The organism is Salinibius halmophilus, from assembly GCF_003577475.1.
GTDB lineage: Bacteria > Pseudomonadota > Gammaproteobacteria > Pseudomonadales > Natronospirillaceae > Salinibius > Salinibius halmophilus.
The window spans coordinates 162378-176423 of record NZ_QPEP01000002.1; the positions used below are offsets into that span (position 1 = coordinate 162378).

The window sequence follows — 14046 nt, forward strand, 5'->3', positions numbered from 1 at the left end:
GAAGCCATGGTAAACCGTACTTATCCATTAACTCGCCCTCGCCGCATGCGCCAAGCGCGCTTCAGCCGCAAGCTAATGCAAGAGCACCGCTTAAGCGCAAGCGACTTAATTTGGCCAACCTTCGTGATTGAGGGCGAGCAACAAACTGAAGATGTTGACTCTATGCCTGGTGTGCAGCGCTTAAGCATTGACTTATTGGTTGCAAAAGCCAAATACGTACATGAGTTAGGCATTCCGTTGATCGCTATTTTTCCTGTGACCCCAGCGCAGGTGAAATCCGACGACGCCAGTGAGGCATGGAACCCAAATGGTTTGGCACAACGAGCCGTGCGCGCCATTAAAGCTGCCGTGCCAGAGCTAGGCGTAATGACCGACGTTGCCCTCGACCCGTTCACGACGCACGGCCAAGATGGATTATTAGACGACAGCGGCGATCTAGATAACGATCGCACCGTTGACGCCCTGGTAAAACAAGCCTTGTCACACGCCGAAGCAGGGGCGGATGTAATAGGCCCGAGCGACATGATGGATGGACGTATCGGCGCAATCCGAGCTGCATTAGAGAGCGGTGGCTATCAACAAACGCGTATCATGGCTTACTCAGCCAAGTATGCATCGGCATTTTATGGCCCATTTCGCGATGCAGTCGGCTCGGCAGGCAACTTAAAAGGAGCCAGCAAAGCGACCTACCAAATGGATCCTGCCAATATTGACGAAGCATTGCATGAAGTTGCAATGGACCTTGAAGAAGGCGCCGACATGGTGATGATCAAGCCGGGCATGCCTTATTTGGACGTGATTCGGGAAGTAAAACAAACATTCAAAGCACCAACGTTTGCCTATCATGTCAGCGGCGAGTATGCGATGCTGCAGGCAGCCATCGCCAATGGTTGGCTTTCGCAAGCCTGTGTACATGAGGCGCTATTATGCTTTAAACGTGCCGGCGCAGATGGCATTTTGACATATTTTGCGATTAGCGTAGCAGAACAATTGCGTCGCTAGTCTTGTATTCGAAGCAAAAGTCCCTATCTTTGCAGAGGATCTTTTTTTTTAAAAGCTAATGGAAGCGATAATGAACGAGCATATTAAGACACTGTCTGATGATAGCTTTGAGCAGGATGTATTGCAGAGCGATCGACCTGTTCTAGTGGATTATTGGGCGCCTTGGTGTGGACCATGTAAAATGATTGCACCTGTCTTAGATGAAGTATCCGAGCAGTACGCCGACAAACTGGTGGTTGCCAAGCTCAATATTGATGAGCACCCAAACACGCCACCTAAGTATGGTATTCGTGGCATCCCAACTTTGATGATTTTTAAAGGTGGGGAAGTGGCCGCAACTAAGGTCGGCGCACTCACCAAATCACAGCTTTTAGAGTTTATAGACAGCAATCTGTAACAAAAAAATCAAGTGCGGAACCAATCCGCACTTGACTAATCAACGTTAATAGCCAAGTATAACGATTGAACACTAAATTTAATCACAACTCCTTCCTTCCTTTTTATAGGCATCTGTCCTAGACAAAAAATATGAATCTCAGTGAACTAAAGATGAAATCGATGCCTGAGCTGATCGAAGTCGCTCAGGAAATGCAAATCGACAATATAAACCGCTCGCGCCGCCAAGACCTTGTATTCACCATTTTGAAGAAACACGCAAAAAGCGGTGAAGATATTTATGGCGATGGCGTATTAGAAATTCTTCAAGATGGCTTTGGCTTTTTGCGTTCAGCAAGCAGCTCTTACTTAGCTGGTCCAGATGACATTTATGTATCGCCAAGCCAAATTCGCCGCTTCAACTTGCGTACTGGCGACACCATTGAAGGAAAAATTCGCCCACCAAAAGACGGCGAGCGCTACTTCGCACTTCTCAAAGTTGCCAAAATCAACCACGAGCCACTAGACAATAGCCGCAATAAGGTTTTGTTTGAAAACCTAACGCCGCTATTCCCAGAAGATCGCTTAGTGCTTGAAGCCGGCAATGGTTCTACTGAAGATATCTCGGGCCGTATTCTCGACATGGTGGCGCCTATTGGTAAAGGCCAGCGTGGTTTGATTGTATCGCCGCCGAAGGCAGGTAAAACCTTGATGCTACAACACGTAGCTCAATCGATTACTCGCAACAACCCAGAATGTCACCTAATGGTGCTGCTCATCGATGAGCGCCCAGAAGAAGTGACTGAGATGCAGCGCTCGGTTCGCGGCGAAGTAATTGCCTCAACGTTCGATGAACCACCAGCTCGCCACGTACAGGTGTCAGAGATGGTAATCGAAAAAGCGAAACGCTTGGTTGAGCACAAAAAAGACGTTGTTATTCTACTCGACTCTATCACTCGCTTGGCCCGCGCTTACAACACAGTGCAACCATCTTCAGGCAAGGTATTAACTGGTGGTGTTGATGCGCACGCCCTAGAGCGCCCAAAACGCTTCTTTGGTGCGGCACGTAATGTGGAAGAAGGCGGCTCGCTTTCAATTATTGCAACGGCGTTGGTTGATACCGGCTCGAAAATGGATGAAGTGATCTTTGAAGAGTTCAAAGGCACGGGTAACATGGAAATCCATCTAGACCGCAAGATCGCTGAGAAGCGCACCTTCCCAGCCATCAATATTCGCCGCTCAGGCACGCGCCGCGAAGACCGCCTCATTGATCAGGCGTCCTTGCAGCGTTTGTATATTCTGCGCAAACTTCTATCAGACATGGAAGACGTGCCAGCAATTGAGTTCTTAATCGACAAACTGAAGCAAACGAAGACCAATGATGAGTTCTTCGATAGCATGCGCGGTTAACTGATTTAGGCGCCGACAAGGCGCCTTTTTTAACTGAAAGTGAGTATAAAATGGATCGTCAGGAAGAAGTGTTAATTGCTTTGCGCCGAATCATTCGGGCAACCGACTTACACTCCAAGCGCCTAGGCCGAAGTACGGGTTTAACTACCCCTCAGCTACTGGTTCTGCAAACGGTCAATAAAATTCCTTTTGCAACGGTAAACGAAGTGGCCAAAAGCATTTCGTTAAGCCAAGCAACCGTTTCTACCATTCTTGACCGTTTAGAAGCCAAAGGGCTAATTACCCGCCAGCGCAATGATCAAGACAAGCGCAAAGTTAACCTTATTCTTACCGAACAAGCCGAGCAAGTCGTATCTGGCGCACCGCTGCCCTTCCAAGAGGCTTTCTCTAAGCGTTTTGATCACTTAGAAGAGTGGGAGCAGCATTTCATTCTTGCAGCCCTCACCAAGGTTGCCAGCATGATGGACGCCGAAGATTTAGACGCCTCGCCATTCTTAGATGTCGGCCCGCTTAGTTAATACCGTCGCGGAGTAACTGAACACTTTCCAACTGCTCACTACGCAATCATTGCAATTCTTGGTGCGCTTATCTTATAAATTGTGCGTAAGGCATTTTGTCTTGATCAAACCATAATCAACAATAAGAGCGGAGCAACAATGAAATCGATCGTTAGCAAAGTAGCCATAACCATGGCACTGGCATTGGCGACATCGGCACAAGCGATGGGACACGATGGGGAGTGCCATGCCGAACTTGGCACAGCTATGGAAGATATGAAGTCGGCAATGCGCATGACTGCTTTTGAAATGCGCCAAGGCAACTTGGAGGAAGCGCGCAACCAAGTTGCCATACTGATTGAAAAATCAGAAGAGTCTAAAACCTATCAACCGATTAAAACGCGCGAATACGAAGGCGAAGACAAAGAAGCCTTTTTAGCGAATTACCAAGAAGGCATGGATCAATTGCTAGCCTACCTAACCACCATGGATACACAACTGGCCGAGGGTGATGTGGATGAGGCGATGAAAACTTTCCGTGAAATCGATCAACACAGCAAGCGCTCACACCGTTCGTTTAAAGACGATTGTTAACACCTAAAGATTGATATGGCAGGAGGGCGCCATATCAATCAACAATAAAGTGCGGCACAAACCGTGAGGTGTCTTGGGTAATCGCCGAAGCATCCTCACGGATGGTTAAACCCGCCGGCTCATCGCCAACAATCCATGCTCCAATTAGCATATGCTGGCCATCTACCACTGGTAGTGGATGCGCTTGCTGCACAATAGAGCCTTCTTCGCCGTACGGGCCAGTGCTCGAGGTCACCACTTCGCCATCTTTCAACCAGTCGATATTTGCCCCTTCGCGTGAAAAAATCGGCTTGCGAACGTACTCACCAGACAATGACGCAGTTTTGTCATCGGCAAAATAACTTGGCAGCAGGTTCGGGTGCCCTTCGTGCTTTTGCCAAAGATAAGGCAAGATGGCTTTATTTGATAACACCGACTTCCATAGCGGCTCTAGCCACCAGACGTTTGCCGACGCTAGGTCCACTGCAGCTGGCTCTCGCAACATAAATTCCCAAGGGTAGAGCTTAAAGCATGCCTCGATGACCTCATCGTCATTATCGGTAAACAATCCCTCTTTCGATTGACCAATGTCGTCGACATACAAGAACTTGTTGGTCAAACCTGCTTGCAGGGCGCAATCTTGCAAATATTGCACAGTACCGCGATCTTCAACCGTGTCTGGAGAGCAACACATATGCAAGCCATGGCCAGCGAACTTTTTGCGAAACGCGGCAAACTGGTTAATAAGCTTTTCTTGCAAAGAGTTAAACTGATCAGCATTTGGCGGCAGCGCTCCTCGCTCAATTTGCTGCTCTAACCACAGCCACTGAAAAAAGCCTGCCTCATATAAACTTGTTGGGGTATCGGCGTTGTACTCGAGCAACTTAGCCGGGCCATGCCCGTGATAGCTAAAATCCATGCGCCCATACAAACTAAAGCGCTGGCGCTGCCAAGACTCTTTGACCAAATCAAACGCAAAACTTGGAATGGCAAACTTAGTTAACCATTCTTCCGACTGGACAATGTCATCGACCGCAGCCAAACACATTTGCTGTAGTTCGGCCGTTGGGTCCTCTAGGTCATTTTCAACCTGCGCCAAACTAAACTGCCAAGCAACAGACTCATCCCAATACAAATCGCCATCAATGGTATGGAAATGAAAGCCAAATTCCCTAGCCTGCTGTTGCCAGTCAGGTCTAGGGGACATTTTATGGCGCTGCATTAACCGCCCCAGCTGCGCGAGCTACTGCTAGACGAGGAGCTACGCACCGTTGTACCAAAACCTCCTCGGCTTACGGTCGAAGCCGTGCGAACTTTTGGTGCTTGGCGCTGATAAGCCGAGCTTGACGCTCGCACAGTTTTATCACCAAAGTTACCGAGTTTTTGCTCGTTCATACCATAGTAGGCAGGTCGACCTGACTTGGTTGACAGAAAGACAGGGGTTGATGAGTAGTAGCCGCTGCGTTTTTTCAACTTATACTCAGCGTAATCTCCGACTTCATCAATGATTTCACCCACCAGATAACCAGCGACAAATGGTGTCCAGAAGCTGCCACCTGCTTGTGGCTGACATTGACCAGCACCGAACTCGGTTTCACAAAGGTTTTGATTGGCATAGCGTGGACCACTATCCAGTGCAGCTAACTGAGCCTCTTCATAGGCTTGCTGGCAAATATCGGCGCTATCAGGATGCTCGGCAACACATTCACTGACCGAGTTATACAAATAGGCTTCCTCACCACTGCTACCACAGCCAGACAGGGCAACCGCTGCCGCCAATGCCGATAAAGGGAACACGACTGGCTTGCGCATGGCCGCCAGGTTGACGTTTTGAGATCGTTTAGTCATCGGCCTCACCATGTCATGCTTGCAGCGTTTAAGATACCGATTGCAATAGATAAACCACCCAGGATCACACCAGCGGCCACTTCACCCTCTTCAATGCGGCGCACGATTTTTGGCAATAGAGCAAAGCGCACAATGGCATAAGCGATCAACTGCGCTACCAAGGCAACGACGGCCCAGATAACAAAGTCGACTAGGCTGACTGAGTTAGACGCTGCACTGCCTAGGGCAATGGCAAAACCAATAAGCGTTCCCACTAGTGCAACCGCCGCGGCCACGTTGTTTTCTTTTACCAACTTCCATTCATCATGCGGTGTGATGAGAGTGTAAACAAACTTAAAAACAAACAACGACGCCAGTGCAATGGCGAAGTATAAGGCGAATGGCCCAAGGCCATACAAAGATTCCATAATCATGATTGGTGCTCCTTTGGCTACCACTGCCAGTTTTTAACTCGTTGGCTTGCAACGTAATAGATAATATCGCCCGGCTGAATATTGATATCCAGCGCCGGGTTAACGTTTAGTTTTCCACTGTCGCCACTGCGTACCCCTAGAATCGTTGCATTATGCTGTTTTTTCAACTGCAAAAATAACGCTTCGATTGGTTTGGCTGGCAAGTCGCTTGGGTACTGTACAGAATATTGGGTTTCGTCGTCACCTAGGTGAATGAGCTCATAATGCAGCTCTGAGCTACCAGGATCCATTGCCGCCTTGACCAAGATTTCTACTTCCATATTTGGGCTTAGCTCAGCATTAGGGCAATGCAGTCGTAGCATGCGCGCGAGTTCATCGTCTTGCAGGCTTACAATTAGGTGAGCATTAGGGTTCGCTTTGGCACTATACAATGCAGCAGTGAAGGCTTGGTTATCAGATGGCATAGCAATCACAATAGTTGATGCTTTAGCCAAATTGCATTTCTGCATGTCTTCATCTGTGGTAAAACTTTTCACTTTAACAAAGGCATCCAGCACCGTTGGCAGTGGATTTTCCTCTAAAGTATCATCCACCAGCACCACTCTGCGCTGGCGATTAGCTAAAGCTTCTTCTTTGATTAGTTTGCTAAGTAGGCGCGAGCGATCCCCTTGCCACCCCAACAAAAGAATATGATTATCCATATCCACAGCGCGTTCTCCTCGCAGTCCGCGTCGCCAAAAGTCAGTAAACACCGCTGCTACACGGCCAATTAATAGGGCAAAAAGTGACAGGCCAAACGGGATGATATAAAGCATCACGAATAGCTTGCCGCCATGCGTGACTGGCGACATATCGCCATAGCCAACGGTAGAAGCAGTCACCATTAGCCAGTAGACATAGTCGGTAAGTGGCAATAGGTCTTGCTCACCTAGCAACCAAAGGCCTATCCAGCCAACAAGCGCCCATAATAAAACCGCGAGCAAAATGACGCGGTTTGATACATTCAAAAGATGTCGCACTAGCGTGTGCTTAATCTTTTCCCACATGGGCATCGCTGCCCTCCTTGCTTAATACATCAGCGTAAATAGCTGTCGTTGATATTGCGTAACCAGACTCTTATCTTTACAACTTTTAAAGATATCTAGCAATACCGGACGCAGTTCAGTTGCCGCTCGATCACGTTTGATACCAGCTAGCAAAACCTGCATGGCTTCTTCGTAGCGATTTGCTTCGTTTAACACAAGCGCCAAAGACTTGCAGTTCTCTGGCGATGGGTCCGCCTCGAACTGGCGGCGCATTTCGTCAACTTCAGGTAAATCCGCCTGCGCACTCGCTAGCTCAATTTCGGCAGCCAACGCTTGAATAATATCGTCGCTAGCAACGCCTGCATCCAAGCTCGACAGTACTTTTTGCGCTTCATCCAAACGATGTAGTTCAATTAAGCAACGCAAAATATTGGCGGCAATTTCCACCGAGCGAGGCTCATCGCTCCATGCTACCTGCAAGATATCCAATGCTTGCGTGTAGGACTCTTGCTCAATCAGGGCGCGGGCTTGATCAAGCGGCGTTGGCCCTTTGCTGATATGACGATCAAGCAATTGAGTAATGGCTGGCTCAGGCTGTGGGCCCTCAAGCGAATCTAGCGGTTGCCCATCTTTCACCACCAGCGTGGTTGGTAGTGCGCGCAAACCAACGCTTTGTGCCAACATTTGTTCTTGCTCTACGTTCACGACGGCCAACGCAGTGCCACCGGCATAGTCTTGGATCGTGGTTTGCAACTGTTGTAAAAATTGCTCACTTTCTGGAACCGAAGGCGCCCAGAACACTACAACAATCGGGCGCTCGGTTGAGGCAGTCATTACATCGTTCTGAAAGCTTTCTGCCGTCACATTTTTTATTTCTGTTGCCATAAAACCATCTCGAGTTGTTTCGTTTACTCTAACATGGTGGCAAGTTAATGGCGCTTCAACCAGCCAATTTGGTAATTAAGCGTTTTTATTGTGTGCTACTGGCGATTTGTTCGGCGAAGCGGTCAACATCTGGCCAATAGGTATAATCGATGCGGTGGCCGCAGCGTTTGGGTCCACCTGTGATGTGCATAATCAGTTTGATCATTAGCCGGTCGTACCAAGGGTAGCTTGGGTAATCCAAGGCGCCAGCAAACACTTGTTTGTGTTGGATACCCTCGGGTAATAAGGCAAGTAACTTGGCAAGATAAGGGTTGTTGTCGATGTGGCGCTTACCTGGTTTGCGCGCTGTGAGATTTACATTAAACACGGCAACGACTTTTGCACTGAGTGTCTCGCGATGCGCTGCTAGCCACTTACGCATGGGTGTCCAAGCATTGCCATACATTACGGGGGCGCCAACAATGTAATAATCGCTCTTAGGTAATGCACCATCTAGTACGATGTTATGTAACAACACATCGCAGTTTTGCTGCGCTAATTGCTTGGCAATTCGGTTAGCAATGCGCTCGGTTTGACCATAGCGACTAGCAAAACAAATGGTAATAACGGGCATGGAAACGTCCATAAAAAAGGGGCTTGCCACCATTGCAGCAAACCCCCAGAAAAAAGCATCGACCTACATCAGTTTTTTAGCGCTTGCGCTAAATCTCTGAGTGCCGTGCGAACCCCTTCTTCAATTACGGGATGGTAGAATGGCATGCGCAACAACTGTTCAACCGTTTGCCCTTGTTGAATCGCCCAGGATAGCAAGTGGGCAATATGTTCAGCGGAAGGACCTGCCATTTCAGCCCCAATTAACTTGCCGGTGTGACGGTCGCCATAAACCCGCAGCATGCCTTGGTTAACTAGCATGACGCGTGAACGCCCTTGGTTAGCAAAACTGACTTGTCCGATCGCCACATCTTCGTCAATGATCTGAGCGTAGGTTTTCCCTACCATCATGATTTGCGGGTCACTAAACACTACACTAATTGGCGTGCGCCGAGGCTGGCCTTGCACTAACGGGTAGCTAATGGCATTACGCCCGGCGATGACACCTTCATCAGCAGCTTCATGCAGAAGTGGTCGATCATTGTTTACGTCACCGGCTAAAAATATCGGTAGCTTGCCAATTTGCAGTGTATCAGCGTCATAAGCAGGCATGCCTTTGTCATCGAGCTCAATGCCAGCGGCAGATAAATTTAGCTTATCAAGGTTTGGTTTACGCCCAGTTGCCGCCAGCAAGTAGTCAAATGCTTCCTCATGCCATTCTTCATCGCGCTGATAGCGCACAATCACCTGATCCCCGTCTTGGCGAACCTCGGTGCGAGCATCAGGATCAAAGTAGAAATCATCTTGCAACGCAGCCAAGGCTGAGGCTTTCACTTCTGGGTCGGTTAAGGGACCAACAAAACCGCCAATGCTGAATAACTTCGTGCGCACACCCAGCCGCGCCAGCGCTTGGCCAAGTTCCAGACCAATCACGCCGGCGCCAAATACCGCCACCGACTCAGGCAGGTCTTGCCAATCAAAAACATTGTCATTAATGATTAGCCTGTCGCCAGCTGCCTGTAGAGGCTTTGGCACGGCGGGCGAAGAACCGGTTGCAATCACAATACGGTCAGCTTCAATGATTTGCTCGTTCACTTGCAAACGGTTACCGTCTATAAATTGAGCATAGCCACGCAGTTTGTGATGTTCTGGAATGTTGTCGACTCCTTCTAAAACAAAACCAACAAAACGGTCACGTTCGCTGCGTACCCGCTGCATGACATCCCTACCATCGATGCTTGCTACTGTGGCACGAACACCAAACTCGTCGGCTTTTTTCACTTCATGCGCGGCATCCGCTGCAGCAATCAATAATTTGGATGGCATGCAGCCAACACGGGCGCAAGTAGTGCCGTGCGGGCCGCCTTCAATTAGCACAACTGAGTCGGTGTGCTTTGCTGCCTCACGGTATGCTGCTAAGCCTGCGGTGCCTGCGCCGATGACAGCTACTTCTACTTTCATTACATAACTCCACAAATGATTAATTTGCGACACATATTAGTTACACAAAGAACATTAGAAAATTTGATTTTAAATATGAAATCATCCGGTTTTTCAAAACAAAACTAGAACTCAGTTGAAAACTTAAGGAAAAATTTACCGAACCTGATACACAGATGAATGCGCTTGGTCAGTTTCCCCACCAACACCTACACATATGTTAGTCTTTTACTACTTCAGCGTGAGTAAGGAAAAACCGTGAGAGCCTCAATTCTTTTCGCCATAAGCCTAGTGATGACTAGCAGCGTTTTGGCAGATTTTAGTTTATTTGGACTATTAGGCGATGATGCCAGCAAAAAGATTCAACAACGTGTGCCCGCCGACACGCCCTTGCTTGCAGCAGGCAAACTAGACCCAGATGTATCACTAGCGCATAGCAACCCAACACAAGACCTTGCGGAGCTGCAAACCTTATTAACCGCCGAATTAGCACCCGAGTTAGCGAATGCCTTACAGGTGCTACTTACTCGCACGATTGACGCGATTTACGTACCTGAAAAGCGCCATGCTATCTCGATGCAAGATGATAGTTTTGTTGCCTTTTACTTCGATGGGCTACACCCAGTCATGCGCTACGAACTGGCAAAAACAGGCGACTTACTTGATACGCTAAATGAAGCCGGTTTCACGACGTTAGAGCCGATAGAGGGTTACCAAGTCTATCGACTGATACTTGAGGAGCAAGACGGCATTAGTGTTGATGTAGCAGTAAACGATTTTGAGGTGGTATGGAGCCTAGGGCTCACACAACGAGCCGATGCTCGCCTGAAAGAACTATTGCTTGTTAAACCTAAACCATTGAGCGCCAGCAACCGTCTGCAGAAACTAATGCGAGATAATGACTTTGTTGGCGTGGCGTTTGAAGCTGACTTCCGCTTACTTGCCGAACAGCTTTGGTTAGGCAGTGCGAGCAAACTAGGTCAAGACATGATTAGCCTAGATATTGCCGATGCCGACGACTTTAACGATGAAGCCTTTTTGCAATGCGAGCAAGATGTTAAAGCGCTCATCGCTGGTGTTCCAAGATTGATCGCTGGCAACACAACACTAAACCAAGAAAGTGCGATTAACCGCACCATTCTTGAGTTTGCTGACGGTGATCTGCTGTCACAAATTGCACTGTTACAAGGCAAGCTACCACAGCATGAACAAGGGATTGCTAGCATTGGCTGGGGTCTCAACGCTGGGCAAATTGCACCAGTGCTAAATGCCATCACTAAACGTTTTGTTAACCAACCTTACACCTGTGAAGCATTAGAAGAGGCCAGAGCTGAGTTTGATCCTCAAGCGCTACTGGGCATTGCTTCAGCAACTGCATTTGTTCAAGGCATAGAGGGCTTGCAAATCAATCTAGAAAAAGTAACACCACTTAAGACTGGCCAATATGAAGTGCACGCCACACTCACATTGGTAGGCAATAGTCTTGGTAATATCCTAGCGCCACTTGGCCTGTTTACTGGCATGGATATTCCAATACTGTCGAGCCAATCACCAACTGGTGAAGTCAGCATTCCAGCCAATGAGTTAGTTGCTAACCGCAGTGCTAAATTAGAACTGCTCGGCGACCGTTTACTGATCACGCTGGGTACACCGGATACCGAATCGATCAAAACGGCAGAATTAGCACCAGCGATCACTCAGTTCCACTTTGACCACCAACAGTCGGCCGATTTGGTAGATATGATGTCAAAAACACTGCCATTAGATGATGCCAGCACTTGTTATGACTTCATTCAACTGTCGGAGCAACTGCGGCGCATGGGACGCACTAGCTCGGCCATTGTGCAAATTACTGATGAGGGCATCGTGACGCAAGCCACCACAAGCGGTGATAACGCTCCAAGAGCAATCATAGAAAACTACGCTGGCAACTACCAAGTGAGTGAGATGACTTCCGATTGTGCTTGGGTTCCAGCGGGTACAGAAACCTTAGCTCCAGACGGTGATGGGCGTTATGAAAATGGTGATTACGCGCAAGTCTACCAGTGGCAACACAACGGTTTGCAGCTGAAGTTTAGCGACATTAATGCCTGTGAAGGCGACAGCTGTGATGAACCATTAGGTGATGACCAGTGCACCATTGTTAACCGTTACAATGCCGGATTTGATTGCCTATATAGTGGCGATCAGCCGTTTATTTTGCGCTACCAGAAGCTTTAGCCTCTCGTTTACAGCGCTGGGAGCAATACTTAACCTGCTCCCAATCGCGCGCCCATTTCTTTCGCCAAGTAAATGGGCGCTGGCATTGCAAGCAAGTTTTCTCGGGTAAATGTAGTTTTTTATGAGCCATGCCTATACTACGCAAGCTTTATAGGTTGCGATTACGCCGCGCGATTACATCTTAAAGCTAACACTAAGCACAGCTACTTCAGCAAATTCAGAAAGTTCACCTAGCCATGCACGCTGATGTGGCTGTAACTGATCCCCTGGCCCTTTTACTTCATAAAAACGCACTGGATTTAAAGCAATCAGGTCGGGAAAGCCTGCGCGATTACGTCGCAAGTCGAACCACATACGCTGAAACACCCGTTCGAATAAAGTGCGCGGCGCTTGCGCAACAAACTCACGAACAAACTCGTTCGATACGGGAGCGGCCATAGCACGCAACGCAGCATATTCAGCGCTAACCATGCGCTCATTTATGGTATGAGGCCACTGTTCGCTCGCTAGCAACTGCCAGCCTGCTTGCATTTCGTGCTGGCGGCGCTCAACAAAGTCTTCCTGGTATAAGTCCATGGGTTGGCGCTGAAATGGATGAAAAAAAGCGCCTTGTACCGGGGCAAGTATGGCTTGGGCAAAGGTTAAAAAGAACAAAGTCTGCCATGGCCCATTTTCGACGTAATACACGTCACGCCCTAACGCTTGGGCAACGCCTATTTCTAAGTGCTCTGGCCGCTCGGGAAGCACCAGAGACTGCATGGTAGGGCGAAAATTTGTAGCCTCGATATGATGGCTAAAACCGTGCTTGCGCAAGCGTTTTGCCACCTTTTGTGCAGCATCTAGTTCAGCCTCGTTTTTTGGATGCAACAGCATTTGCGCACATAGTTGCTCTGCCGCCACAAATTCTTTTAACCGCTCAAGCACTCGCAAGCGGCGAATCCTCGCGTCACTAGTGTCGGCAACTAAATAGCAATCAATGGCATCGTCTAGGTTTCCTTGGCGTTCAAACTGATGACCAAGCTGAAACAAACGGCGCTTATAGCGTGCAACCAGCCAGGCAGGCGATTCAGGAACAGTTTCTAGCCAAGACTTACTAAGTGTGCCGGCTTCTAAGGCCTCGCCGAGTAAATGCGTTTGCCATGCAGCCTCGACACTATTACGGTCAGAGAAGGCAAGGCAGAGGTGGTCAACAGAAATAGGGAGGAACTGCTGCACGCCTAACTCGGCGAATATAAAGTCACTGAGTGTTTGGCGTAAGTTGCCAAAAAACAGCAGGCGAAACTGATCAAAAGCAGGCCGACAGGTTAGCTGTATCAATAAGTTTGATGAAAAGCACAACGACCATTTGGTCTCTTTGGGAAGGCTTACAAGCGCCGCCTCGACCATCGCAGATTTTCTTGCCTTACCTACCAACGTAGACAGCTCAGTGACGGTAGCAAAATTAGCCAACCACTCTGCTTCGACCACCGGATCCATTTCGATCAAGTCGCTGGCAACAAGCTGACTGGCAGATAAATCGAAGGCCGAGATTTCATCATATTGCAGCTGACTTTGGCGAAAATAGTCACCTTTGCGGCTTAACATTCGAATCAGTAGCGCCTGCTCATCGTCGGACAATCGGCACCAAGATTGATAAAAAGCCACGGCATCGGCAGAAAGCAAAGGTTGATAATGCTGCCACACCCAGTCTATGAGTAACGAGGCATTGCGCCAATAGTACTTAGCATCTTCAATCGACGCTGGCTGCATGCCCACCTCTCAATATCC

General features: G+C 48.6%; 15 protein-coding genes. 6 read left to right on the forward strand and 9 right to left on the reverse strand.

Translation table 11 applies throughout. From position 1 onward, the window contains the following. Positions 1-6: 6 nt before the first annotated feature. The 5 genes from hemB to DUW71_RS02365 all read left to right on the forward strand — a co-directional run bounded on the left by hemB (position 7) and on the right by DUW71_RS02365 (position 3878). Complete coding sequence (gene hemB, locus DUW71_RS02345; protein WP_119393631.1) at positions 7-1002, forward strand: porphobilinogen synthase; 996 nt, start codon at positions 7-9, stop codon at positions 1000-1002. 70 nt (positions 1003-1072) lie between these two features. After that, positions 1073-1399, forward strand: a complete 327-nt coding sequence (gene trxA, locus DUW71_RS02350; protein WP_119393632.1) for a thioredoxin TrxA — start codon at positions 1073-1075, stop codon at positions 1397-1399. 131 nt (positions 1400-1530) lie between these two features. Then, on the forward strand, positions 1531-2787 hold the full coding sequence (gene rho, locus DUW71_RS02355; protein WP_119393633.1) for a transcription termination factor Rho: 1257 nt from the start codon (positions 1531-1533) through the stop codon (positions 2785-2787). Positions 2788-2837: 50 nt separating this feature from the next. Further along, on the forward strand, positions 2838-3305 hold the full coding sequence (locus tag DUW71_RS02360; RefSeq protein WP_119393634.1) for a MarR family winged helix-turn-helix transcriptional regulator: 468 nt from the start codon (positions 2838-2840) through the stop codon (positions 3303-3305). A gap of 138 nt (positions 3306-3443) precedes the next feature. Further along, positions 3444-3878 (forward strand): cytochrome b562, encoded by a 435-nt coding sequence (locus DUW71_RS02365; protein ID WP_119393635.1) that lies wholly within the window; start codon positions 3444-3446, stop codon positions 3876-3878. 34 nt (positions 3879-3912) lie between these two features. On the opposite strand, the gene DUW71_RS02370 is transcribed toward DUW71_RS02365, so the two are convergent. The 7 genes from DUW71_RS02370 to DUW71_RS02400 all read right to left on the reverse strand — a co-directional run bounded on the left by DUW71_RS02370 (position 3913) and on the right by DUW71_RS02400 (position 10080). Then, positions 3913-5079 carry a glutathionylspermidine synthase family protein gene (locus DUW71_RS02370; RefSeq protein ID WP_119393636.1) on the reverse strand — a complete coding sequence of 389 codons (1167 nt, stop codon included), beginning with the start codon at positions 5077-5079 and terminating at the stop codon, positions 3913-3915. Then, complete coding sequence (locus tag DUW71_RS02375; protein ID WP_158583839.1) at positions 5079-5705, reverse strand: DUF1190 domain-containing protein; 627 nt, start codon at positions 5703-5705, stop codon at positions 5079-5081. The genes DUW71_RS02370 and DUW71_RS02375 overlap by 1 nt, the downstream gene beginning before the upstream one ends. A gap of 5 nt (positions 5706-5710) precedes the next feature. After that, positions 5711-6118 carry a DUF350 domain-containing protein gene (locus DUW71_RS02380; protein ID WP_119393638.1) on the reverse strand — a complete coding sequence of 136 codons (408 nt, stop codon included), beginning with the start codon at positions 6116-6118 and terminating at the stop codon, positions 5711-5713. Between the two features lie 17 nt (positions 6119-6135). Then, positions 6136-7170, reverse strand: coding sequence for an ion channel (locus DUW71_RS02385; protein ID WP_119393639.1), 1035 nt, complete (start codon positions 7168-7170; stop codon positions 6136-6138). A gap of 15 nt (positions 7171-7185) precedes the next feature. Next, positions 7186-8028, reverse strand: a complete 843-nt coding sequence (locus DUW71_RS02390; protein ID WP_119393640.1) for a tetratricopeptide repeat protein — start codon at positions 8026-8028, stop codon at positions 7186-7188. Positions 8029-8113: 85 nt separating this feature from the next. Then, positions 8114-8641 (reverse strand): menaquinone-dependent protoporphyrinogen IX dehydrogenase, encoded by a 528-nt coding sequence (gene hemG, locus DUW71_RS02395; RefSeq protein WP_158583840.1) that lies wholly within the window; start codon positions 8639-8641, stop codon positions 8114-8116. Between the two features lie 68 nt (positions 8642-8709). Further along, positions 8710-10080 carry a dihydrolipoyl dehydrogenase gene (locus tag DUW71_RS02400; RefSeq protein ID WP_119393642.1) on the reverse strand — a complete coding sequence of 457 codons (1371 nt, stop codon included), beginning with the start codon at positions 10078-10080 and terminating at the stop codon, positions 8710-8712. A 237-nt stretch (positions 10081-10317) separates the two neighbouring features. Here DUW71_RS02400 and DUW71_RS02405 point away from each other — a divergent pair, with 237 nt between their 5' ends. Further along, positions 10318-12279, forward strand: coding sequence for a hypothetical protein (locus DUW71_RS02405; RefSeq protein WP_119393643.1), 1962 nt, complete (start codon positions 10318-10320; stop codon positions 12277-12279). On the opposite strand, the gene DUW71_RS02410 is transcribed toward DUW71_RS02405, so the two are convergent. Together DUW71_RS02410 and DUW71_RS02415 are read right to left on the reverse strand one after the other, a co-directional pair. Then, a complete protein-coding gene (locus DUW71_RS02410) occupies positions 12254-12409 on the reverse strand; it encodes a DUF2256 domain-containing protein (RefSeq protein WP_119393644.1) in 156 nt (51 codons plus the stop codon). The two genes, DUW71_RS02405 and DUW71_RS02410, sit on opposite strands and share 26 nt — an antisense overlap. Before the next feature lie 44 nt (positions 12410-12453). Next, on the reverse strand, positions 12454-14028 hold the full coding sequence (locus tag DUW71_RS02415) for a VRR-NUC domain-containing protein (protein WP_119393645.1): 1575 nt from the start codon (positions 14026-14028) through the stop codon (positions 12454-12456). Positions 14029-14046: the final 18 nt, after the last annotated feature.

Coding starts and splice junctions, on each gene's coding strand:
- trxA (WP_119393632.1), top strand. CDS start 1,073: ATGAACGAGCATATTAAGACACTGTCTGATGATAGCTTTGAGCAGGAT.
- hemB (WP_119393631.1), top strand. CDS start 7: ATGGTAAACCGTACTTATCCATTAACTCGCCCTCGCCGCATGCGCCAA.
- rho (WP_119393633.1), top strand. CDS start 1,531: ATGAATCTCAGTGAACTAAAGATGAAATCGATGCCTGAGCTGATCGAA.
- DUW71_RS02375 (WP_158583839.1), bottom strand. CDS start 5,705: ATGACTAAACGATCTCAAAACGTCAACCTGGCGGCCATGCGCAAGCCA.
- DUW71_RS02380 (WP_119393638.1), bottom strand. CDS start 6,118: ATGATTATGGAATCTTTGTATGGCCTTGGGCCATTCGCCTTATACTTC.
- DUW71_RS02390 (WP_119393640.1), bottom strand. CDS start 8,028: ATGGCAACAGAAATAAAAAATGTGACGGCAGAAAGCTTTCAGAACGAT.
- DUW71_RS02400 (WP_119393642.1), bottom strand. CDS start 10,080: ATGAAAGTAGAAGTAGCTGTCATCGGCGCAGGCACCGCAGGCTTAGCA.
- DUW71_RS02410 (WP_119393644.1), bottom strand. CDS start 12,409: ATGGCTCATAAAAAACTACATTTACCCGAGAAAACTTGCTTGCAATGC.
- DUW71_RS02415 (WP_119393645.1), bottom strand. CDS start 14,028: ATGCAGCCAGCGTCGATTGAAGATGCTAAGTACTATTGGCGCAATGCC.
- DUW71_RS02365 (WP_119393635.1), top strand. CDS start 3,444: ATGAAATCGATCGTTAGCAAAGTAGCCATAACCATGGCACTGGCATTG.
- hemG (WP_158583840.1), bottom strand. CDS start 8,641: ATGCCCGTTATTACCATTTGTTTTGCTAGTCGCTATGGTCAAACCGAG.
- DUW71_RS02385 (WP_119393639.1), bottom strand. CDS start 7,170: ATGCCCATGTGGGAAAAGATTAAGCACACGCTAGTGCGACATCTTTTG.
- DUW71_RS02370 (WP_119393636.1), bottom strand. CDS start 5,079: ATGCAGCGCCATAAAATGTCCCCTAGACCTGACTGGCAACAGCAGGCT.
- DUW71_RS02360 (WP_119393634.1), top strand. CDS start 2,838: ATGGATCGTCAGGAAGAAGTGTTAATTGCTTTGCGCCGAATCATTCGG.